The organism is Variovorax sp. DAIF25, from assembly GCF_050711835.1.
GTDB lineage: Bacteria > Pseudomonadota > Gammaproteobacteria > Burkholderiales > Burkholderiaceae_C > Variovorax.
Genome location: NZ_CP136636.1, coordinates 3,744,699 through 3,761,251 on the forward strand (window position 1 = coordinate 3,744,699; position 16,553 = coordinate 3,761,251).

19 protein-coding genes are annotated in these 16,553 nt (G+C 69.7%); 10 read left to right on the forward strand and 9 right to left on the reverse strand.

Annotation, left to right across the window (positions count from 1 at the left end):
- Window positions 1-9: 9 nt before the first annotated feature.
- The 7 genes from R0232_RS17520 to R0232_RS17550 form a co-directional block, all read right to left on the reverse strand.
- On the reverse strand, window positions 10-1,938 hold the full coding sequence (locus R0232_RS17520) for a hypothetical protein (protein WP_431508876.1): 1,929 nt from the start codon (window positions 1,936-1,938) through the stop codon (window positions 10-12).
- A 115-nt stretch (window positions 1,939-2,053) separates the two neighbouring features.
- Window positions 2,054-2,449 (reverse strand): COG4315 family predicted lipoprotein, encoded by a 396-nt coding sequence (locus R0232_RS17525; protein WP_093341773.1) that lies wholly within the window; start codon window positions 2,447-2,449, stop codon window positions 2,054-2,056.
- A 79-nt stretch (window positions 2,450-2,528) separates the two neighbouring features.
- Complete coding sequence (locus R0232_RS17530; protein ID WP_431508877.1) at window positions 2,529-3,347, reverse strand: anti-sigma factor family protein; 819 nt, start codon at window positions 3,345-3,347, stop codon at window positions 2,529-2,531.
- 4 nt (window positions 3,348-3,351) lie between these two features.
- A complete protein-coding gene (locus R0232_RS17535) occupies window positions 3,352-3,903 on the reverse strand; it encodes a sigma-70 family RNA polymerase sigma factor (protein ID WP_431508878.1) in 552 nt (183 codons plus the stop codon).
- 21 nt (window positions 3,904-3,924) lie between these two features.
- On the reverse strand, window positions 3,925-4,308 hold the full coding sequence (locus tag R0232_RS17540; RefSeq protein WP_093341776.1) for a COG4315 family predicted lipoprotein: 384 nt from the start codon (window positions 4,306-4,308) through the stop codon (window positions 3,925-3,927).
- A 108-nt stretch (window positions 4,309-4,416) separates the two neighbouring features.
- Complete coding sequence (gene smpB / locus R0232_RS17545) at window positions 4,417-4,893, reverse strand: SsrA-binding protein SmpB (RefSeq protein ID WP_057591776.1); 477 nt, start codon at window positions 4,891-4,893, stop codon at window positions 4,417-4,419.
- Window positions 4,894-4,978: 85 nt separating this feature from the next.
- Window positions 4,979-5,977 carry an AraC family transcriptional regulator gene (locus tag R0232_RS17550; RefSeq protein ID WP_395347486.1) on the reverse strand — a complete coding sequence of 333 codons (999 nt, stop codon included), beginning with the start codon at window positions 5,975-5,977 and terminating at the stop codon, window positions 4,979-4,981.
- 131 nt (window positions 5,978-6,108) lie between these two features.
- Here R0232_RS17550 and R0232_RS17555 point away from each other — a divergent pair, with 131 nt between their 5' ends.
- From R0232_RS17555 to R0232_RS17580, 6 genes are all read left to right on the forward strand, one after another.
- Window positions 6,109-6,897, forward strand: coding sequence for an SDR family oxidoreductase (locus tag R0232_RS17555; RefSeq protein WP_431508879.1), 789 nt, complete (start codon window positions 6,109-6,111; stop codon window positions 6,895-6,897).
- 51 nt (window positions 6,898-6,948) lie between these two features.
- Window positions 6,949-8,223, forward strand: a complete 1,275-nt coding sequence (locus R0232_RS17560; RefSeq protein ID WP_431508880.1) for a styrene monooxygenase/indole monooxygenase family protein — start codon at window positions 6,949-6,951, stop codon at window positions 8,221-8,223.
- Between the two features lie 2 nt (window positions 8,224-8,225).
- Window positions 8,226-8,768 carry a flavin reductase family protein gene (locus R0232_RS17565; RefSeq protein ID WP_431508881.1) on the forward strand — a complete coding sequence of 181 codons (543 nt, stop codon included), beginning with the start codon at window positions 8,226-8,228 and terminating at the stop codon, window positions 8,766-8,768.
- Between the two features lie 51 nt (window positions 8,769-8,819).
- Window positions 8,820-10,058 carry a dienelactone hydrolase family protein gene (locus R0232_RS17570; RefSeq protein ID WP_431508882.1) on the forward strand — a complete coding sequence of 413 codons (1,239 nt, stop codon included), beginning with the start codon at window positions 8,820-8,822 and terminating at the stop codon, window positions 10,056-10,058.
- 77 nt (window positions 10,059-10,135) lie between these two features.
- Window positions 10,136-10,582: a type II toxin-antitoxin system RatA family toxin gene (locus tag R0232_RS17575; RefSeq protein WP_093341784.1), complete on the forward strand. Its 447-nt coding sequence runs from the start codon at window positions 10,136-10,138 to the stop codon at window positions 10,580-10,582.
- A 7-nt stretch (window positions 10,583-10,589) separates the two neighbouring features.
- Window positions 10,590-10,925, forward strand: a complete 336-nt coding sequence (locus R0232_RS17580; RefSeq protein WP_431508883.1) for an RnfH family protein — start codon at window positions 10,590-10,592, stop codon at window positions 10,923-10,925.
- A gap of 15 nt (window positions 10,926-10,940) precedes the next feature.
- Here the strand turns inward: R0232_RS17580 and R0232_RS17585 are convergent, their stop codons facing one another.
- Window positions 10,941-11,459 carry a DUF4124 domain-containing protein gene (locus R0232_RS17585; protein ID WP_431508884.1) on the reverse strand — a complete coding sequence of 173 codons (519 nt, stop codon included), beginning with the start codon at window positions 11,457-11,459 and terminating at the stop codon, window positions 10,941-10,943.
- A gap of 202 nt (window positions 11,460-11,661) precedes the next feature.
- Here R0232_RS17585 and guaB point away from each other — a divergent pair, with 202 nt between their 5' ends.
- The 4 genes from guaB to guaA all read left to right on the forward strand — a co-directional run bounded on the left by guaB (window position 11,662) and on the right by guaA (window position 15,531).
- Window positions 11,662-13,131, forward strand: a complete 1,470-nt coding sequence (guaB, locus tag R0232_RS17590) for an IMP dehydrogenase (RefSeq protein WP_093341788.1) — start codon at window positions 11,662-11,664, stop codon at window positions 13,129-13,131.
- Window positions 13,132-13,221: 90 nt separating this feature from the next.
- Complete coding sequence (locus R0232_RS17595; protein WP_431508885.1) at window positions 13,222-13,470, forward strand: type II toxin-antitoxin system Phd/YefM family antitoxin; 249 nt, start codon at window positions 13,222-13,224, stop codon at window positions 13,468-13,470.
- Window positions 13,467-13,901, forward strand: coding sequence for a type II toxin-antitoxin system VapC family toxin (locus tag R0232_RS17600; RefSeq protein ID WP_057591696.1), 435 nt, complete (start codon window positions 13,467-13,469; stop codon window positions 13,899-13,901). The genes R0232_RS17595 and R0232_RS17600 overlap by 4 nt, the downstream gene beginning before the upstream one ends.
- A gap of 10 nt (window positions 13,902-13,911) precedes the next feature.
- Complete coding sequence (gene guaA, locus R0232_RS17605) at window positions 13,912-15,531, forward strand: glutamine-hydrolyzing GMP synthase (protein WP_431508886.1); 1,620 nt, start codon at window positions 13,912-13,914, stop codon at window positions 15,529-15,531.
- Between the two features lie 58 nt (window positions 15,532-15,589).
- On the opposite strand, the gene R0232_RS17610 is transcribed toward guaA, so the two are convergent.
- Entirely contained in the window at window positions 15,590-16,552 is a 963-nt protein-coding gene (locus R0232_RS17610) for a zinc-dependent alcohol dehydrogenase family protein (RefSeq protein WP_431508887.1), read from the reverse strand.
- Between the last annotated feature and the right edge of the window lies 1 nt (window position 16,553).

The window sequence follows — 16,553 nt, forward strand, 5'->3', positions numbered from 1 at the left end:
GCGCGCGGGTTATCGCGTCTTGGGCGGCGGCAGCTTCGGCATCACGAGCGTCGGCGGGGGTGGCGGCGGTTCGGGCAGTTCGAGCGGTCCCAGCGCGGCATCGCTCACGCCCTGTTTCATGAGCCGCGCCTCGACCACCGCCATCGCGAAGCTGCGCTCGAAATCGCCGGCCACGCGCCAGATGCCGGTGTCGTCGGGCGCCAGCGTGATCTCGGCGCGCAGCGGCAGCGACGCTGCATTGCTGGGGCGCACGCCGCCGAGCGCGCCGAGCCGGCGGTCGTCGTAGACCATCACCACCGGGCAGACCTGCTGCTGTCCGTCCCCGGCCTGGCAGGCGCCGGCGGGTTCGATCTCGGTCAGCGTGAGCCTGGGGTCCGGATCGATCGCCATGAGCGGCGCTTCGCGCAGCGCGCGCAGGCGTTCCTGCAGGTTCTTGGGCGCCCGCATGCGCGCTTCCAGGTTGTCCACGCCTTCGCGCAGCGCGTCCGCGAGCGCCAGCCGGCCGACCGGCTCGGCGTTGTGCTGCGGGCGGCCTTCGGCATCGAGCGCGCCGAAGCGCGCCTCGACGATCGCCGCCTCGGCGCCGCGCACCACCGTGTCGCCGTTCGAGCCGCCGCTGTCGGACCCGATGGTGAAACCGATGGTCTCGGTCTTCCCGTCGCGCGACAGCGTGGCCAGGCAGCCGCGCACGTTGTCGGCCTTGAGGAAGCCGATCTCGTGCAGCGCGCTCACGCGGGCCTCGACGCCGGGCTCGGAACGCAGCCGCTCGTCGTTGCTGGTGCTCGATACCAGGCCGTCGAGTTCGCGCCGCGCGAGGTCGCTGTTGCAGGCCGGCAGGGCGCTCAGCTTCCACAGGTACGCGCCCGCCGCGCCGATCATCGCGATCACCGCGAGCACGCCGAGCCAGCGCGGGGGCCGCAGCCCCGTCGAGCGCTTGCGCGCCATGACTTTCGAACTCGCGTTCTCGGCCGCGATGCGTTCGCGCGCCTGAGCGACGATCTGCCGCCGCTCGTCCGCGCCGACGAAGGCCGGCTCGGACTCCACGCGTGCGGCGATGGCCTCGAAGCGTTCTTCCTCGAGCCAGCCGTCGGTCACCAGCCAGGCGAGGGCGGTGGCCGGATCGGCGCGCTGGTCGGACACCAGCGGCACCCACGGCAGCGCCTCCTCGAGGTCTTCGGCGTCGAGCAGGCCGTCGTCGCGCAGTGCCTGCACCACCGCATGCGAGAGGCCGAGCGCGCCGGCCTCGAGCAGCTCGTCGGATTCGTCGAGCGTGTCCTCCGCGTCCTCGGCCATCGAATCGCCGTGGGTCGCGACGATGCGCTCGATCAGCGCATCCTGGTCCTCGTTCTCGGCCGGCAGCAGCCCGCGCAGCCGCATCCAGGCATAGGCATGGGCCGGCGTCGGCGGCTTGGGCAGGCTCGCGTATTCGGGATGGGCGCGCGCGATGGCGAGCCGGGGCGCGTCGACCAGGCCCTGGAGAACCAGAGCCTCGAAGGGCTCGGGGTCGAGCCAGGCGTGCGCGGCCTCGGGGTCGGGAGCGGCGCCGCTGACCGGCACGCGCTCCAGCGCCTCGTCGCGCGCCTCGGCGTCGAGGCGGCCGTCCGCGTGCAGCGCGAGCACGGCCTCGCGCACGATGCCGCGCTCGCCGAGCCGGTGCAGCGCCTCGGCCTGCTCGGCGACCTCCGCGGCCTCGTCGCGCGTGCCGCGGTCGAGTTCGTTGCGCTCGACGCGCCGGTCGAGCTGGATGCGCATCACGTGCGAGGCCACGGGATCGATCAGCCCCTGCTGCTGCATCCAGTCCAGCGCATGGGCCGGGCTCGGCAGCGGCGCCAGCGTGGGGAAGCCGGGGTGGGCCAGCACGGCATCGTGCTGTTCGTCGGTGATCAGCCCCAGGGGGAGCAGGGCGGCGAAGGCGTCGAGATTGGCATTCGAAGGCATCGGGCCATTCTGCCGTCTGTGCGCGCCGGGCCCGGAAACGAAAAAGGCGGCCGTTGCGGGCCGCCTTCGTGGCGTGGATCACCCGGGCGCGAGCCCCGGGGTGACGAGCGCGGTCTCAGGGACGCGCGAGCTTCCAGGCGCCGTTGGCGAAGCCGTCGCCGGTCTTGTCGCCCGGCTTGGCGTCCTTGGCCCAGTAGTACAGCGGCCAGCCCTTGTAGGCCCATTGGCGCTTGCCGTCCTCGCGGATGATGATGGTGTAGCCACCCATCGGCCGGGCGGTCTCGGCCACGCCCAGCGGCGGCCAGTTGGTCGCGCACTGGCCGTTGCAGGCCGAGGTGCCCGAACCGGCGGCATCCTTGGTGAAGGTGTAGAGCGTCATGCCGTTCGGGCCGACGAGCACGCCGTCGGCGGTGCGCGTCGGGGTGTCGGGCGCGCTGGCGCTCTGGTTGGACATGCTGCCGCAGCCGGCGAGCAGGGCGGCCGCGAGGATCGAGGCGCTGAGCAATTTCATGCAGTTTCTCCTTCGTTGAGTGATCGCGAACATGGAAATGAGGGAATGCATGCGCGAACCGGCCGAGTGTATGCCGCGCTCAAGACAGATCCCGGTAGGCCAGCGTCGCCAGTTTCATCAGGGTTTCGCGCGGCAGCCGGCCGGCCACCGCGTAGCCGAAACCCTGGTCGACCCAGTAGAAGCTGGGCACGGCGCCCTCGGTGGCGAAGCGGAACGCGGTCTCGGGCGCGGAGGGCGGTTTGGCGCCCGCGGTCTTGGGATCGAGCTGGCCGACATAGAGCGTGACGCGCTCGCCGGCCGCATCCTCGAACATGAACTGGGCCCGGGCGCCGTTCTCGCCGGGCAGCAGCCGGCCGCCGACCAGCGTGTAGCCCAGGGTCGAGAAGTCCGGCACCTTGAGCGGCCGGTCGAGCCGCCGCGACAGCCACTGCACCAGGTGCTGCTGCTCGGCCGCGGCGACCTCGACCGGATGGCGCTTCTCGGGCGTGTAGATCTGGTGCGCGAGCGAGGCCGCATGGACGAATTCGCGCACCGCCGGCGCACGCGCCAGCGCGGTGCCCGGGCGCTGGGTGGCGCTCCACTGGGCATTGCCGAGCCAGCCGGCGCCGAAGGCGACCAGCAGGCCGGCCGCGATGCCGCCCCAGCGCCACCAGCCGTCGCGCGGCGCGGCCTCGCGTTCGAGCACGGCCGACAGGTGGGCCGGCGCGGGTTCATGGAGCAGCTCGGCATGCAGTTGCCGCAGCGTGTCGCGCTGCGCCTGCCAGAGCGAGACCCGGGCCGAGAGGGCCGGATCGTCCGCCAGCGCGGCCTCGACGGCGGCGCGGCGCTCGGGCGCGAGCTGGCCGTCGACCCAGGCGTGCAGTTCGTCGTCGGAAGGGGGCGGGGCGGGGCGGTTCATGGCGTTACTTGAGGCGGCGCAGGCCGGGGCGCGGGGCCGCACTGCCCGCCAGTGTGCCCGCCGACGTGCCGGCTACGGCCGCGCCGTCGAGCAGTTCCTGCAGCCGCACGCGGGCGCGCGACAGCCGCGACATCACGGTGCCCAGCGGAATGCCGAGCACCTTCGCGACCTCGGCATAGGACAGGTCTTCGAGCGTCACCAGCAGCAGCACGGCGCGTTGCTCTTCCGGCAGCTGCAGCAGGCAGCGCTGCAGGTCGAGGCGCACGCCGTGGTCGCGGCCGGGATCGACGCCGCCCTGCTGTTCGAGCGGCAGTTCGTCGAGCGACACGGCCGCATGCGGCGGCGGCGCGCGGCGCACCTGGCTCGCGAAGAGGTTGTGCATGATCGCGAACAGCCAGGCACGCAGGTCGCTGCCCGCCACCCACAGCCGCCACTTGCTGCAGGCACGCTCGAGCGTGTCCTGCACCAGGTCGTCGGCCGCCCAGGCATTGCCGGTCAGCGCGCGCGCATAGCGGCGCAGGCCGGGAATGTGCGGGGCGAGCTGGCGGGCGTCCATGGAAGGCGGAAAGGCCCGGGCTCAGGGCTTGGCGGTCTTCCAGCTGCCGTTGACGCCGTCGCCGGTCTTGTCGCCGGGCTTCGTGTCCTTGATCCAGTAGTACAGCGGCCAGCCCTTGGCGGCCCACTGCTTCTTGCCGTCGTCGCGCGTGACGATGCTGAAGTCGCCCGCGGCCTTGTCGCCATCGGCCGCCATGTATGGCGGCCAGTTGGTGGCGCACTGGCCGTTGCAGACCGACTTGCCGTTGCCGGCCGTGTCCTTGTCGAAGGTGTAGAGGGTCATGCCGTTGGGGCCGACCAGGGCGCCGTCGGCGGCCTTGGGTTGGGCCGCGGCGGGCAGCGAGAGGAAACCGGCGGCCAGCAGCGTGGCGGCGAGGAAGGGAAGGCGGCGCGAGGTCAGCGGCATGGAAGAGCTCCTGGTTGTGGCGCCGGACGATCCGGCGACACCTGCATGAACGCCCGCGGCGCCGCGTTTATTCCATGGCCGCGCAAAAAAAAGCGCGAACGCCGCGGCTCAGCGGCTGCGGCTCTTCATCGCGCGCTCGACTTCGCGCTTGCCTTCGCGGTCCTTGATGGTGTCGCGCTTGTCGTGCTCGGCCTTGCCCTTGGCCAGCGCGATCTCGCACTTCACCTTGCCGGCCTTCCAGTGCAGGTTCAGCGGCACCAGGGTGTAGCCCTTCTGCTCGACCTTGCCGGTCAGGCGGCGGATCTCTTCCTTGTGCAGCAGCAGCTTCTTGGTGCGCACCGAGTCGGGCGTCACGTGGGTCGAGGCGCTCTTGAGCGGGTTGATCTGGCAGCCGAGCACGAACATCTCGCCGTCGCGGATCACCACGTAGCCGTCGGTGAGCTGCACCTTGCCTTCGCGCAGCGCCTTCACTTCCCAGCCTTCCAGCACCATGCCGGCCTCGAAGCGTTCTTCGAAGAAATAGTTGTACGCCGCCTTCTTGTTGTCGGCGATGCGGGAGGAGGTGTCTTGTTTCTTGGTGGCCATCGTTGTCATTTGGGGGCGCATGGCGCCCGGACAACCGCCCGGCATGCACAGGGCGTGGATTCTATGAAAGTGGCCGCGGGGACCTTCAGCGCTGCCGCTGCAGCGTGCGATGGGGCGATTCGCCGAAGCGGCGCGCGTAGTCCTGCGCGAAGCGCCCGAGGTGGGCGAAGCCGAACTGCAGCGCGACCGAGGTCACGGTGGTGTCGGCGCCCGGCTCGCTCAGGCGCTCGTGCACCGCGAGCAGCCGCCGCTCGCGCAGGTAGGCCATCGGCGTCTGGCCCGCATGCTGGCGGAAGGCCACCTGCAGGCTGCGCACGCACAGCCCGCTGGCCGAGGCGATCTCGTCGACCGTGAGCGCATCGGGCAGGTGGGCCTCGATGTACTCGCGGGCACGGCGCAGCGCGCGCGGCGAGACGTCGCCGCGCTCGGCGCCCAGGCGCGCGCTCTGGTTGTGCGGCAACTGGCCCAGCAGCGTGTGGATCAGGCCCGATTCGGCCTGGGCCAGGAAGGGCGTGGTCAGCGGCGTGCGGCCGCACGAGAGCTCCTGCGCGAGGAATTCGACCAGGTGCTTCACGCTCGCGCCCGCGCCCTCGTCGAGCGCGATCTCGGGCTCGAACTCCAGCGGCCGCGCGCCGGCCGCCTCGCCGCACAGCGATTCCCAGTGGCGCTGCACCACCGCCTTGCCGATCTTCACGATCAGGTGCGGCGTGTCGTCGCCCCAGCGCATGCGCAGCGGCTGGCTCGGCGAGGCCAGCGAGGCCCGGTGCGCGTCGGAGGTGAAGCTCTGGCCGGCCCACTCGATGCGGGCGTTGCCCCTGAGCGGGATCTGCAGCAGATAGAAGTCGCCGAGGCAGCCGGGATCGATCTCGACCTCGGCGCCGTACTGCACGTAGTTCAGCGAGATGTCGCCCAGCGGCGCGACGTGGTGGCGTGCGTCGAAGCGCGAGCTGCCGTGCCCGAGGTGCAGCCGGTGCGGACAGAAGATGCGCGCCACCTCGTCGCGCGCCTCGTCGAGGTCGGGCGTGGCGATGACGGCATAGCGCGACAGGGGAAGCGAGGCCGATGCAGCGACAGCGTGTTCCATGCGGGGCGGCGTGGGGGCAGCGAATAAATGCGTTTGCGGACAGCGGCTGCGCAATCCGGATTGGGGTCTGAATCCTTCAAATCTAAAGTAACTGCAAGCAATTGACAACGGGACCAACCAGGAGAAAAGGCATGAGCGACAAGGACTTGCAGGACAGGACGGTGCTCGTCACCGGTGGCGCGACCCTCATCGGTGCGGGCGTGGCCCGTTGCCTGCGCGATGCCGGTGCACGCGTGGTGCTGGCCGACATCGACGTGGCGCGCGGCGAGGCGGTGGCGCGCGAGATCGGTGCGAAATTCATCGCCACCGACATCACCGATGACGCCGCCGTGCAGGCCTGCGTCGAGCAGGCGGCCGATGCCGAGGGCCGCATCCACGCGCTCGTGAACCTGGCCTGCAGCTACCTCGACAACGGCCTGGCCTCGCCACGCGGCGAATGGCAGGCCGCGCTCGACGTCAACGTGGTCTCGGCCGTGATGATGGCGCGCGCCACGCTGCCCTTCATGCAGACCGCGGGCGGCGGCGCCATCGTCAACTTCACCTCGATCTCCTCGGGCGTGGCCCAGACCGGCCGCTGGCTCTATCCGGTGAGCAAGGCCGCGCTGGTGCAGCTCACGCGCAACATGGCGCTGGACCTGGCGGCGATGAACGTGCGCGTCAATTCCGTCTCGCCGGGCTGGACCTGGTCGGCCGTGATGGACCAGCTCACCGGCGGCAACCGCGCCAAGACCGACGCGGTGGCCCGGCCCTTCCACATGCTCGGCCGCGTCGGCGACCCGGTCGAGGTCGGCCACGTGGTGGCCTTCCTGTGCTCGCACAAGGCTTCCTTCGTCACCGGCGCCGACTGGGCCGTGGACGGCGGCTATTCGGCCCTGGGCCCGGAGCAGGGCGAGCCGGCCATTCCCAAGCTCGCGGCCTGAAGGCGGCCGGCGCATCCCTTTCATCATCCCACCCACGAACGAGGCATACCCATGAGCAACATCGCATCGCAGGGCGCCAAGCCGCGCCGTTTCATGATCGTCGGCGCGGGCCAGTCGGGCCTGCAACTGGCGCTGGGCCTCCAGCGCGAGGGCCACGAGGTGACCGTGGTCTCGAACCGCAGCGCCGAGGACATCCGCACCGGCCGCGTGATGTCGAGCCAGTGCATGTTCGACGCCAGCCTGCAGATCGAGCGCGACCTCGGCATCGACCAATGGGCCGACGCCTGCCCGCCGGTCGAGGGCATCGGCTTCGCCGTGCCGCATCCCGAGAAGCCCGGCGAGAAGCTGCTCGGCTGGTCGCACCGCCTCGACGCGCCCGCGCGCTCGGTCGACCAGCGCGTGAAGGTGCCGGCCTGGATGAAGACCTTCGAGGAACGCGGCGGGCAGATCCTGTTCCAGGACGCGGGCATCGAGGACCTCGAGCGCTGGACCCAGTCGCACGACCTGGTGATCGTGGCCGCCGGCAAGGGCGAGATCGCGCAGATGTTCGAACGCGACGCGCAGCGCTCGCCCTACGACAAGCCGCAGCGCGCGCTGGCCCTGACCTACGTGCACGGCATGACGCCGCGCCCCGAGCATTCAGCCGTCAACTTCAACCTGATCCCCGGCGTCGGCGAGTACTTCGTGTTCCCCGCGCTGACCGTGACCGGGCCGTGCGAGATCATGGTGTTCGAGGGCGTGCCCGGCGGCCCGATGGACTGCTGGGCCGACGTGAAGACGCCCGCGCAGCACCTCGAGCGCTCGCTGTCGATCCTCGACACCTTCACGCCCTGGGAGGCCGAACGCTGCCGCGACGTGCGCCTGACCGACGACAACGGCATCCTGGCCGGCCGCTTCGCGCCCACGGTGCGCAAGCCGGTCGGGCGGCTGCCCTCGGGCCGCGCCGTGCTCGGCATGGGCGACGTGGTGTGCCTCAACGACCCGATCACTGGCCAGGGTTCGAACAACGCCGCCAAGTGCGCCGATGCCTACCTGCGCGCCATCCTGGCGCAGGGCGAGGGCGCCTTCGACGCGGACTTCATGCAGTCGGCCTTCGACGGCTACTGGCGCTATGCGCGCCACGTCGTCGAGTGGACCAACGCGATGCTGCAGCCGCCGCCCCCGCACGTGCTCGAGGTGCTGGGCGCGGCCCAGGGCAACGCGGCCGTGGCACGGCGCTTCGTCAACGGCTTCAACGATCCGCGCGACTATGCCGAGTTCTTCATGACGCCCGATGCGAGCAGCGCCTACCTGCGCTCGCTGGCGCCGCAACCGGAGGCGGCCTGACCATGCGCGGCGAGTTCCGGGCCATCGAGTCGCTGCGCTGCGAACCCAACGTGGGCGCGGGCGACTTCCGGCGCGCCATGCGCTGCCTGGTCGGCGCCGTGACCGTGGTCACGAGCACCGACGGGCAGACGCCCGTGGGCCTCACGGCCACGGCCGTGACCTCGTTCTCGGCCGAGCCCGCGCGCATCCTGGCCTGCGTCAACCTGCAGGGCAGCAGCTTCCGCACCATCGCGCAGAGCCGCCGCATGGCGGTCAACCTGCTCGCGCTCGACCAGTCGGCGCTGGCGCTGGCCTTCTCGCGCCAGGGCGAGGCCGGCGAGCGCTTCGATTCCGCGCACTGGGAGACGCTGGTGACCGGCGCGCCCGTGCTGCGCGGCGCGCTCGCGGTGTTCGACTGCGTGGTCGACGAGATGATGGTGGCGCACAGCCACGCGATGCTGATCGGCGAGGTCAAGGCCGCGCGCATCACCGACGCGCAGGGGCTGCCGCTGCTCTATGCCTGCGGCCAGTTCACCACCCTGCGCGACGAGTGCGTGCCGGCCTGAGCGCCGGCCGTACCACCCCACGACTCAGAGATTCGGAACAAGGAGAAAGACATGACAGCTCAGAAGGGCCGCTGGTTGCAGGTGCCGGCCATCGACGGCAGCGGCAGCTTCCGCGCCTACCTCGCCACCCCGGCCTCGGGCAAGGGCCCCGGCATCGTGCTGGCGCAGGAGATCTTCGGCGTCAACGCCACCATGCGGCAGGTGGCCGACTACTACGCGGAAGAAGGCTACGTGGTGCTCGCGCCCGACCTGTTCTGGCGCCAGCAGCCCGAGGTCGAGCTCGGCTATGCGCCCGACGACTGGCAGAAGGCCTTCGCGCTCTACAAGGGCTTCGACGAGGACAAGGGCACCGAGGACGTGGCCGCTTCGCTGGCGCTGCTGCGCTCGCTGCCCGAGCAGCAGGGCAAGGCCGGCGTGCTGGGCTTCTGCATGGGCGGCAAGCTCGCCTACCTCGCGGCCTGCCGCACCGACGCCGACGTCTGCGTGGGCTACTACGGCGTGGGCATCGAGCAGCGGCTCGAGGAGGCCGACCGCATCCAGGGCCGGCTGGTACTGCACATCCCCGAGCTCGACGGCTTCTGCCCGCCCGAGGCGCGCTCACGCATCGTCGAGACGCTGGTCGCGCGGCCGGGCTGCGAGCTCTACGTCTATCCGGGCGTCGACCATGCCTTCGCACGGCTGGGCGGCGACCACTACCACAAGCCTTCGGCGCTGATGGCGCACGAGCGCAGCGTGGCCGCGTTCCGCCGCGAGATGGGGCCGCACTACGACTTCTCGGCGCTGTGGGACAAGCACTGCGAGTACGAGTTCGCCACCCGCAACGTGGCCGACACCATGGCCACCATGGTGGCCGAGCCCTACGTCAACCACATCCCGACCATGACCGGCGGCGTGGGGCACGCGATGCTGAGCCGCTTCTACCAGCACCATTTCGTGAACAGCAATCCGCCCGACACGCGGCTCGTGCCGATCTCGCGCACCGTGGGCGCGACGCAGATCGTCGACGAGATCCTGTTCAGCTTCACCCATACCTGCGAGATCGACTGGCTGCTGCCGGGCGTGGCGCCCACGGGCAGGCCGGTGGAGATTCCGCTGGTGGCGATCGTGAAGTTCCGTGGCGACAAGCTCTACCACGAGCACATCTACTGGGACCAGGCCAGCGTGCTGGTGCAGGTGGGACTGCTCGATCCGAAGGGCCTGCCGGTGGCCGGCGTCGAAACCGCACGCAAGCTGCTCGACGAGACGCAGCCCTCGAACACGTTGATGGCGGCCTGGTCGCGTTCGGGCTGAAGCGGCGGACTCTCGTCCGGCGAGAGGAGGGAGCCACGGAGGCTCCCTACAATGAATCGGTCTCTCGATCCGATTCAATGAAAACAGTCAACAAGTCCGTTCTCATCTGGTACAGCGCCGAAGAGATGTACGCGCTGGTCACCGATGTGGCGAAGTACCCCCAGTTCCTGCCCTGGTGCGACAAGGCGCGCGTCATCGAGCAGGACGAGGCCGGCATGACCGCCGAGGTCGGCCTGGCCTTCGCGGGCCTGCACCAGAGCTTCACCACGCGCAACACCCACGTGCCCGGCCGCGAGGTGCAGCTCAAGCTGGTCGACGGGCCGTTCTCCAACCTCGACGGCCACTGGAAATTCGTGCCGGTGGGCGAGGGCGGCGAACGCGCCTGCCGCGTCGAGCTGCACCTGAGCTACGGCTTCAGCAACTTCGCGCTACAGGCCCTCGTGGGGCCGGTGTTCGACACCATCGCCTCGAGCCTGGTCGAGGCCTTCGTCAAGCGCGCCGAGCAGGTCTACGGCGCGCCCTGAAGCACCGATGATCGAGGTGACCCTGAGCTGCTCGCCGGCACCGCGCGAGGTGTTCGAGGAGCCGCTGCGCCTGGCAGCGGGCGCCACCGTGAACGATGCGATCCGCGCCAGCACGCTGATGCAGCGCTTTCCCGCGCTCGATTGGCGCGAGACGATGACGCCCGGCATCTGGGGCCGGACCGCCGATTGGGACGATGCGCTCGAAGACGGCGACCGCGTCGAGCTGTGCCGCGCGCTCGAGGTCGACCCGAAGGTGGCGCGGCGCGAGCGCTTCCAGCAGCAGGGCGCGCGCGGCACCGGGCTGTTCGCGAACCGGCGCAAGGGCGGCAAGGCGGGGTACTGAACCCCTTAGCGCGGCTTACTTGCAGTCGCTGTCGATCACCGACTGCAGCCGGCGCTGCTCGGCCACGCGCTGGTTGTCGTCGAGGATCTCGCGCTCGCCCTTGGCGTTGACGCGCGCGATGCGCATGCCGCTGTCCATGGTGGCCTTGCTCTCGCGGGCGCGGCTGCAGTTCTCGGCCTTGGCCTTGGCGAGCTTCGCGGCCTCGGCCGCCTGCTTGGCCTTCTCGTCGGCCTCGGCCTTCTTTGTCTTTTCCTCGAGGTCCTTGTCGACCGTCGGCGCCTTCGGCGCGGCTGGTGCCGCGGGTGCCTCGGCGCCCTTGTCGGTGGTGGCCGTGCCCTCGGGCGCCGCCACGCCCGAGCCGGTGCGCGCCGGCGGGCCGGCGCGACGCACGATGTTCTTCTCGGGAATGTCGGTCGGCGGCGGCTGGTCGCTGAAGACCTTCTTGCCGTTCTTGTCGATCCATTGCCATTGGGCGTCCGCGGCCAGGGGCAGCAGGCAGATCGATCCGAGCAGGAGGCTGAGCAGGAGCTTCATGGGGCGCAAGTCTAGCGATGCCTTACGTTTTGCAACAGGCAGTGATTGGTTTTCGCCGCGGTCCGCAGACCGGGCAGTGGGCAAATGGCGACGCGGGAGGCGACGGGCGGGCGATAGGCCCGCACCGCGCGGGGCCGAGCCGCGGTCAGCCCGGCAGCATACCCCGCGGCCTCGTTACAATCCGTCTTTTGGAGCCTCACCCATGCGCCTTCTCGGCAAAGCGCTCACCTTCGACGATGTGTTGCTGGTGCCAGCGTTCTCCCAGGTCCTGCCCAAGGACACCTCCCTCGCCACCAAATTCTCCCGAAACATCACGCTGAACATCCCGCTCGTCTCGGCGGCGATGGACACCGTGACCGAAGCCCGCCTCGCGATCGCCATCGCGCAGGAAGGCGGCATCGGGATCGTGCACAAGAACCTCACCGCGCAGCAGCAGGCCGCCGAAGTGGCCAAGGTCAAGCGCTACGAATCGGGCGTGCTGCGCGATCCGGTGGTGATCACGCCCACGCACTCGGTGCGGCAGGTGATGGCGCTGTCGGACCAGCTCGGCATCTCGGGCTTCCCGGTGGTCGACGCCGGCCGGGTGGTCGGCATCGTGACCGGGCGCGACCTGCGCTTCGAGAACCGCTACGACGTGCCCGTGAGCGAGATCATGACGCAGCGCGACCGGCTGATCACCGTGCCCGATGGCACCACGCTGGCCGAGGCCAAGGCGCTGCTCAACAAGCACAAGCTCGAACGCCTGCTCGTGATCAACAGCGACTGGGAGCTCAAGGGCCTGATCACCGTCAAGGACATCACCAAGCAGACCACCTTCCCCAATGCCGCGCGCGATGCCTCGGGCCGCCTGCGCGTGGGCGCGGCGGTCGGCGTGGGCGAGGGCACCGAGGAGCGCGTCGAGGCACTGGTCAAGGCCGGCGTCGATGCCATCGTGGTCGACACCGCGCACGGCCACAGCAAGGGCGTGATCGAGCGCGTGCGCTGGGTCAAGCAGAACTATCCGCAGATCGACGTGATCGGCGGCAACATCGCGACCGGCGACGCCGCGCGCGCGCTGGCCGAGGCCGGTGCCGACGCGGTCAAGGTCGGCATCGGCCCGGGCTCCATCTGCACCACCCGCATCGTGGCCGGCGTGGGCGTGCCGCAGATCATGGCGGTCGACAGCGTCGCCACCGCGCTGCACGGCAGCGGCGTGCCGCTGATCTCCGACGGCGGCGTGCGCTACTCGGGCGACATCGCCAAGGCCATCGCGGCCGGCGCCAGCACCGTGATGATGGGCAGCATGTTCGCCGGCACCGAAGAGGCGCCGGGCGAGATCGTGCTGTACCAGGGCCGCAGCTACAAGAGCTACCGCGGCATGGGCTCCATCGGCGCGATGCAGCAGGGCAGTGCCGACCGGTACTTCCAGGAATCGACCACCGGCAACCCCAACACCGACAAGCTCGTGCCCGAGGGCATCGAGGGCCGCGTGCCCTACAAGGGCTCGATCGTCTCGATCATCTACCAGATGGCCGGCGGCGTTCGCGCCAGCATGGGCTACTGCGGCTGCGGCACCATCGAAGAGATGAAGAACAAGGCCGAGTTCGTCGAGATCACCACCGCCGGCATCCGCGAGAGTCACGTCCACGACGTGCAGATCACGAAGGAAGCGCCGAACTACCGCGCCGAGTAACGCGGTGGCTGAACCTGATTCTGGCCAGACCTTGAGAGTCGGGCCAGATCAGGTTTAGAATTCGGGCCAGATTCAAATTTTCTGGCCCCAATGCAATCCATCGGCATCGCTGAAGCCAAGAACAACTTCTCGGCCCTGATCGACTCGGTCGAGAAGGGCGAGGAGGTGCGCATCACCCGCCACGGCAAGGAGGTGGTGCGCATGCTGCCGGTGCGGCGCAAGCCGGTGATCACCGACGAGCAGATCGCGCGCGAACTGGGCCAGATCGACGCGCTGCATGCCGCCATCCTTCCCGGCACCTCGGCCCGCGCGCTGCTGAACCAGGGCCGCCAGCCATGACCGCCTTCGTCATGGATGCCTCGGTCACCGCCGCCTGGCTGTTGCCCGACCACGCCAACGAACACACGCGCAGGCTCTACGCCGCCATCCGCCGCGACGAGGTCGAGCCGCAGGCGCCCAATGCCTGGCAGTGGGAGTGCGCCAACGTCATCGCCAACGGCGTGCGCAGCGGCCGCATTCCCTCGTCGGCCGTCGAGGGCCTGTGGAGCGTGCTCGATGCCATCCGCCATCGCGTCGAGCTGCACGAGCTCGCGCCGGCCCAGCACAAGGCCGTGCTCGCCGTCGCCATCGATGCCGGCGTGTCGCTCTATGCCGCGGGCTACCTCTGGCTCGCGCGCTCGCTCGGTCTTCCGCTCGCCACCTTCGACGAGCAACTCATCCAGGCCGCGCCGCAAGCGGGCGTCCGGCTGTTCGACATCTCAACGCTCTGAGTCCCAGCCCATGCAACACGACAAGATCCTCATCCTCGATTTCGGCTCGCAGGTCACCCAGCTCATCGCGCGCCGCGTGCGCGAGGCCCATGTGCTCAGCGAAGTGCATCCCTGCGACGTCAGCGACGAGTGGGTGCGCGAGTACGCCGCCGACGGCCATCTCAAGGGCGTGATCCTCTCGGGCAGCCATGCCAGCGTGTACGAGGAGACCACCGACAAGTGCCCGCAGGCCGTGTTCGACCTCGGCATTCCCGTGCTCGGCATCTGCTATGGCATGCAGACCATGGCGCACCAGCTCGGCGGCAAGGTCGAGGGCGGCCACAAGCGCGAGTTCGGCTTCGCCGCCGTGCGCGCCCACGGCCACACCGCGCTGCTCGAGGAGATCGCCGACTTCACCACGCCCGAAGGCCACGGCATGCTCAACGTGTGGATGAGCCACGGCGACAAGGTCACCGAGCTGCCGCCGGGCTTCAAGCTCATGGCCAGCACCGACAGCTGCCCCATCGCCGGCATGGCCGACGAGACGCGCCGCTACTACGCCGTGCAGTTCCATCCCGAGGTCACTCACACCGTGCAGGGCAAGGCCATCCTCGAGCGCTTCGTGCTCGGCATCTGCGAGGCCAAGCCCGACTGGGTCATGCGCGACCACATCGCCGAGGCCGTGCAGAAGATCCGCGAGCAGGTGGGCGACGAGGAGGTCATCCTCGGCCTGTCGGGCGGCGTCGATTCGAGCGTGGCCGCCGCGCTGATCCATCGCGCCATCGGCGACCAGCTCACCTGCGTCTTCGTCGACCACGGCCTGCTGCGCCTCAACGAGGGCGACATGGTCATGGAGATGTTCGAGGGCAAGCTGCACGCCAAGGTCATCCGCGTCGATGCCAGCGAGTTGTTCCTCGGCAAGCTCGCCGGCGTGAGCGACCCCGAAGCCAAGCGCAAGATCATCGGCGGCGAGTTCGTCACCGTGTTCAAGCAGGAAGCCGCCAAGCTCAAGGCCGGCGACGGCGGCCACAAGGGCGCCACCTTCCTCGCGCAAGGCACCATCTACCCCGACGTCATCGAGAGCGGCGGCGCCAAGAGCAAGAAGGCCGTCACCATCAAGAGCCACCACAACGTCGGCGGCCTGCCCGAGCAGCTGGGCCTGAAGCTGCTCGAGCCGCTGCGCGACCTGTTCAAGGACGAGGTGCGCGAACTCGGCGTCGCGCTCGGCCTGCCGCCCGAGATGGTCTACCGCCACCCGTTCCCCGGTCCGGGCCTGGGCGTGCGCATCCTCGGCGAAGTGAAGAAGGAATACGCCGACCTGCTGCGCCGCGCCGACGCCATCTTCATCGAGGAGCTGCGCAACTTCACCGACGCCGAGACCGGCAAGACCTGGTACGACCTCACGAGCCAGGCCTTCACCGTGTTCCTGCCGGTGAAGAGCGTCGGCGTGATGGGCGACGGCCGCACCTACGACTACGTCGTCGCGCTGCGTGCCGTGCAGACCAGCGACTTCATGACCGCCGACTGGGCCGAGCTGCCGTATGCGCTGCTCAAGAAGGTGTCGGGGCGGATCATCAACGAGGTGCGGGGGATCAACCGGGTGACTTACGACGTGTCCAGCAAGCCGCCGGCGACGATCGAGTGGGAGTGAGGTCGGGTCCTTCGCGGACTGTCGCCCGCGAAGAAAACCCCATCGGCCTTCAAGAGACCTATGACCCGACCGTAATCGCGATCTTTCCTCGCACCCCGTTGTTGGGACTTTCCAGCCGCGCATGGGCAAGCGGAATGTCGGCCAGCGAATAGACGGCGCCCACGTGCGGCCGTAGCTGCCCGCGCTCGATCAAGGCGCTCAACTCATCGAGCTTGCCGCGGTTCTGTCGCGTGAAGACGAAGTGGTAGCTCGCGTTCTTGCCCCAGGCCTGGACGAGGTTCTGCGGCCGTGCGATGTCCACGATGCTGACGACGCGGCCCAGTTGGGCCAGGGCGTCGGGGCTGCGCGACAGGGTGTCGCCGCCGATGGTGTCGAACACGACATCGACGCCGCGGCCACCCGTCTCGCGCAGGACGGCGTCGACGTAGTCCTCCTTCTCGTAGTCGATGAGCACGTCGGCACCCAGGCTGCGTGCGAACTCTAAGTTGGCTTCGCGCACTGTCGTGAACACCCGGGCTCCGATGGCTCTGGCGAGCTGGATCGCCACATGGCCGACGCCTCCCGCGCCGCCGTGCACCAGGATGCTTTCGCCCACCCTGAGCGCCGCGCGCACGACCAGCGCTTCCCACGCCGTGCCACCCACCAGGGTCAGGCTCGCCGCCTCGAGATGGCTCAGCGAGGAGGGCTTCTTGCCGACGATGCCTTGGGCGGCGACGTGGTACTCGGCATAGCTGCCCGGCCCGTCGAAGATTTGCGGCGTGTACCAGACCTCGTCTCCCGGAGAGAAGGCCGTCACGCCCGGCCCGACTTCTTCGACCACACCCGATACATCGTGCCCGGTGATGGCCGGCAGTGGCACCAGGTCGGGATAGTCGCCGCGTCGGACCTGGTAATCGAGCGGATTGATCGAGGTCGCATGGACCCGGACCAGGACCTGTCCCGCATGGGGCACAGGGCGGGGCAGGTCGCACAGTTCGAACGATTCGGGGCCACCGAACGATGTGAGTCTCAGGGCTTTCATG

Coding starts and splice junctions, on each gene's coding strand:
- R0232_RS17520 (WP_431508876.1), bottom strand. CDS start 1,938: ATGCCTTCGAATGCCAATCTCGACGCCTTCGCCGCCCTGCTCCCCCTG.
- R0232_RS17525 (WP_093341773.1), bottom strand. CDS start 2,449: ATGAAATTGCTCAGCGCCTCGATCCTCGCGGCCGCCCTGCTCGCCGGC.
- R0232_RS17530 (WP_431508877.1), bottom strand. CDS start 3,347: ATGAACCGCCCCGCCCCGCCCCCTTCCGACGACGAACTGCACGCCTGG.
- R0232_RS17535 (WP_431508878.1), bottom strand. CDS start 3,903: ATGGACGCCCGCCAGCTCGCCCCGCACATTCCCGGCCTGCGCCGCTAT.
- R0232_RS17540 (WP_093341776.1), bottom strand. CDS start 4,308: ATGCCGCTGACCTCGCGCCGCCTTCCCTTCCTCGCCGCCACGCTGCTG.
- smpB (WP_057591776.1), bottom strand. CDS start 4,893: ATGGCCACCAAGAAACAAGACACCTCCTCCCGCATCGCCGACAACAAG.
- R0232_RS17550 (WP_395347486.1), bottom strand. CDS start 5,977: ATGGAACACGCTGTCGCTGCATCGGCCTCGCTTCCCCTGTCGCGCTAT.
- R0232_RS17555 (WP_431508879.1), top strand. CDS start 6,109: ATGAGCGACAAGGACTTGCAGGACAGGACGGTGCTCGTCACCGGTGGC.
- R0232_RS17560 (WP_431508880.1), top strand. CDS start 6,949: ATGAGCAACATCGCATCGCAGGGCGCCAAGCCGCGCCGTTTCATGATC.
- R0232_RS17565 (WP_431508881.1), top strand. CDS start 8,226: ATGCGCGGCGAGTTCCGGGCCATCGAGTCGCTGCGCTGCGAACCCAAC.
- R0232_RS17570 (WP_431508882.1), top strand. CDS start 8,820: ATGACAGCTCAGAAGGGCCGCTGGTTGCAGGTGCCGGCCATCGACGGC.
- R0232_RS17575 (WP_093341784.1), top strand. CDS start 10,136: ATGAAAACAGTCAACAAGTCCGTTCTCATCTGGTACAGCGCCGAAGAG.
- R0232_RS17580 (WP_431508883.1), top strand. CDS start 10,590: ATGATCGAGGTGACCCTGAGCTGCTCGCCGGCACCGCGCGAGGTGTTC.
- R0232_RS17585 (WP_431508884.1), bottom strand. CDS start 11,459: ATGAAGCTCCTGCTCAGCCTCCTGCTCGGATCGATCTGCCTGCTGCCC.
- guaB (WP_093341788.1), top strand. CDS start 11,662: ATGCGCCTTCTCGGCAAAGCGCTCACCTTCGACGATGTGTTGCTGGTG.
- R0232_RS17595 (WP_431508885.1), top strand. CDS start 13,222: ATGCAATCCATCGGCATCGCTGAAGCCAAGAACAACTTCTCGGCCCTG.
- R0232_RS17600 (WP_057591696.1), top strand. CDS start 13,467: ATGACCGCCTTCGTCATGGATGCCTCGGTCACCGCCGCCTGGCTGTTG.
- guaA (WP_431508886.1), top strand. CDS start 13,912: ATGCAACACGACAAGATCCTCATCCTCGATTTCGGCTCGCAGGTCACC.
- R0232_RS17610 (WP_431508887.1), bottom strand. CDS start 16,552: ATGAAAGCCCTGAGACTCACATCGTTCGGTGGCCCCGAATCGTTCGAA.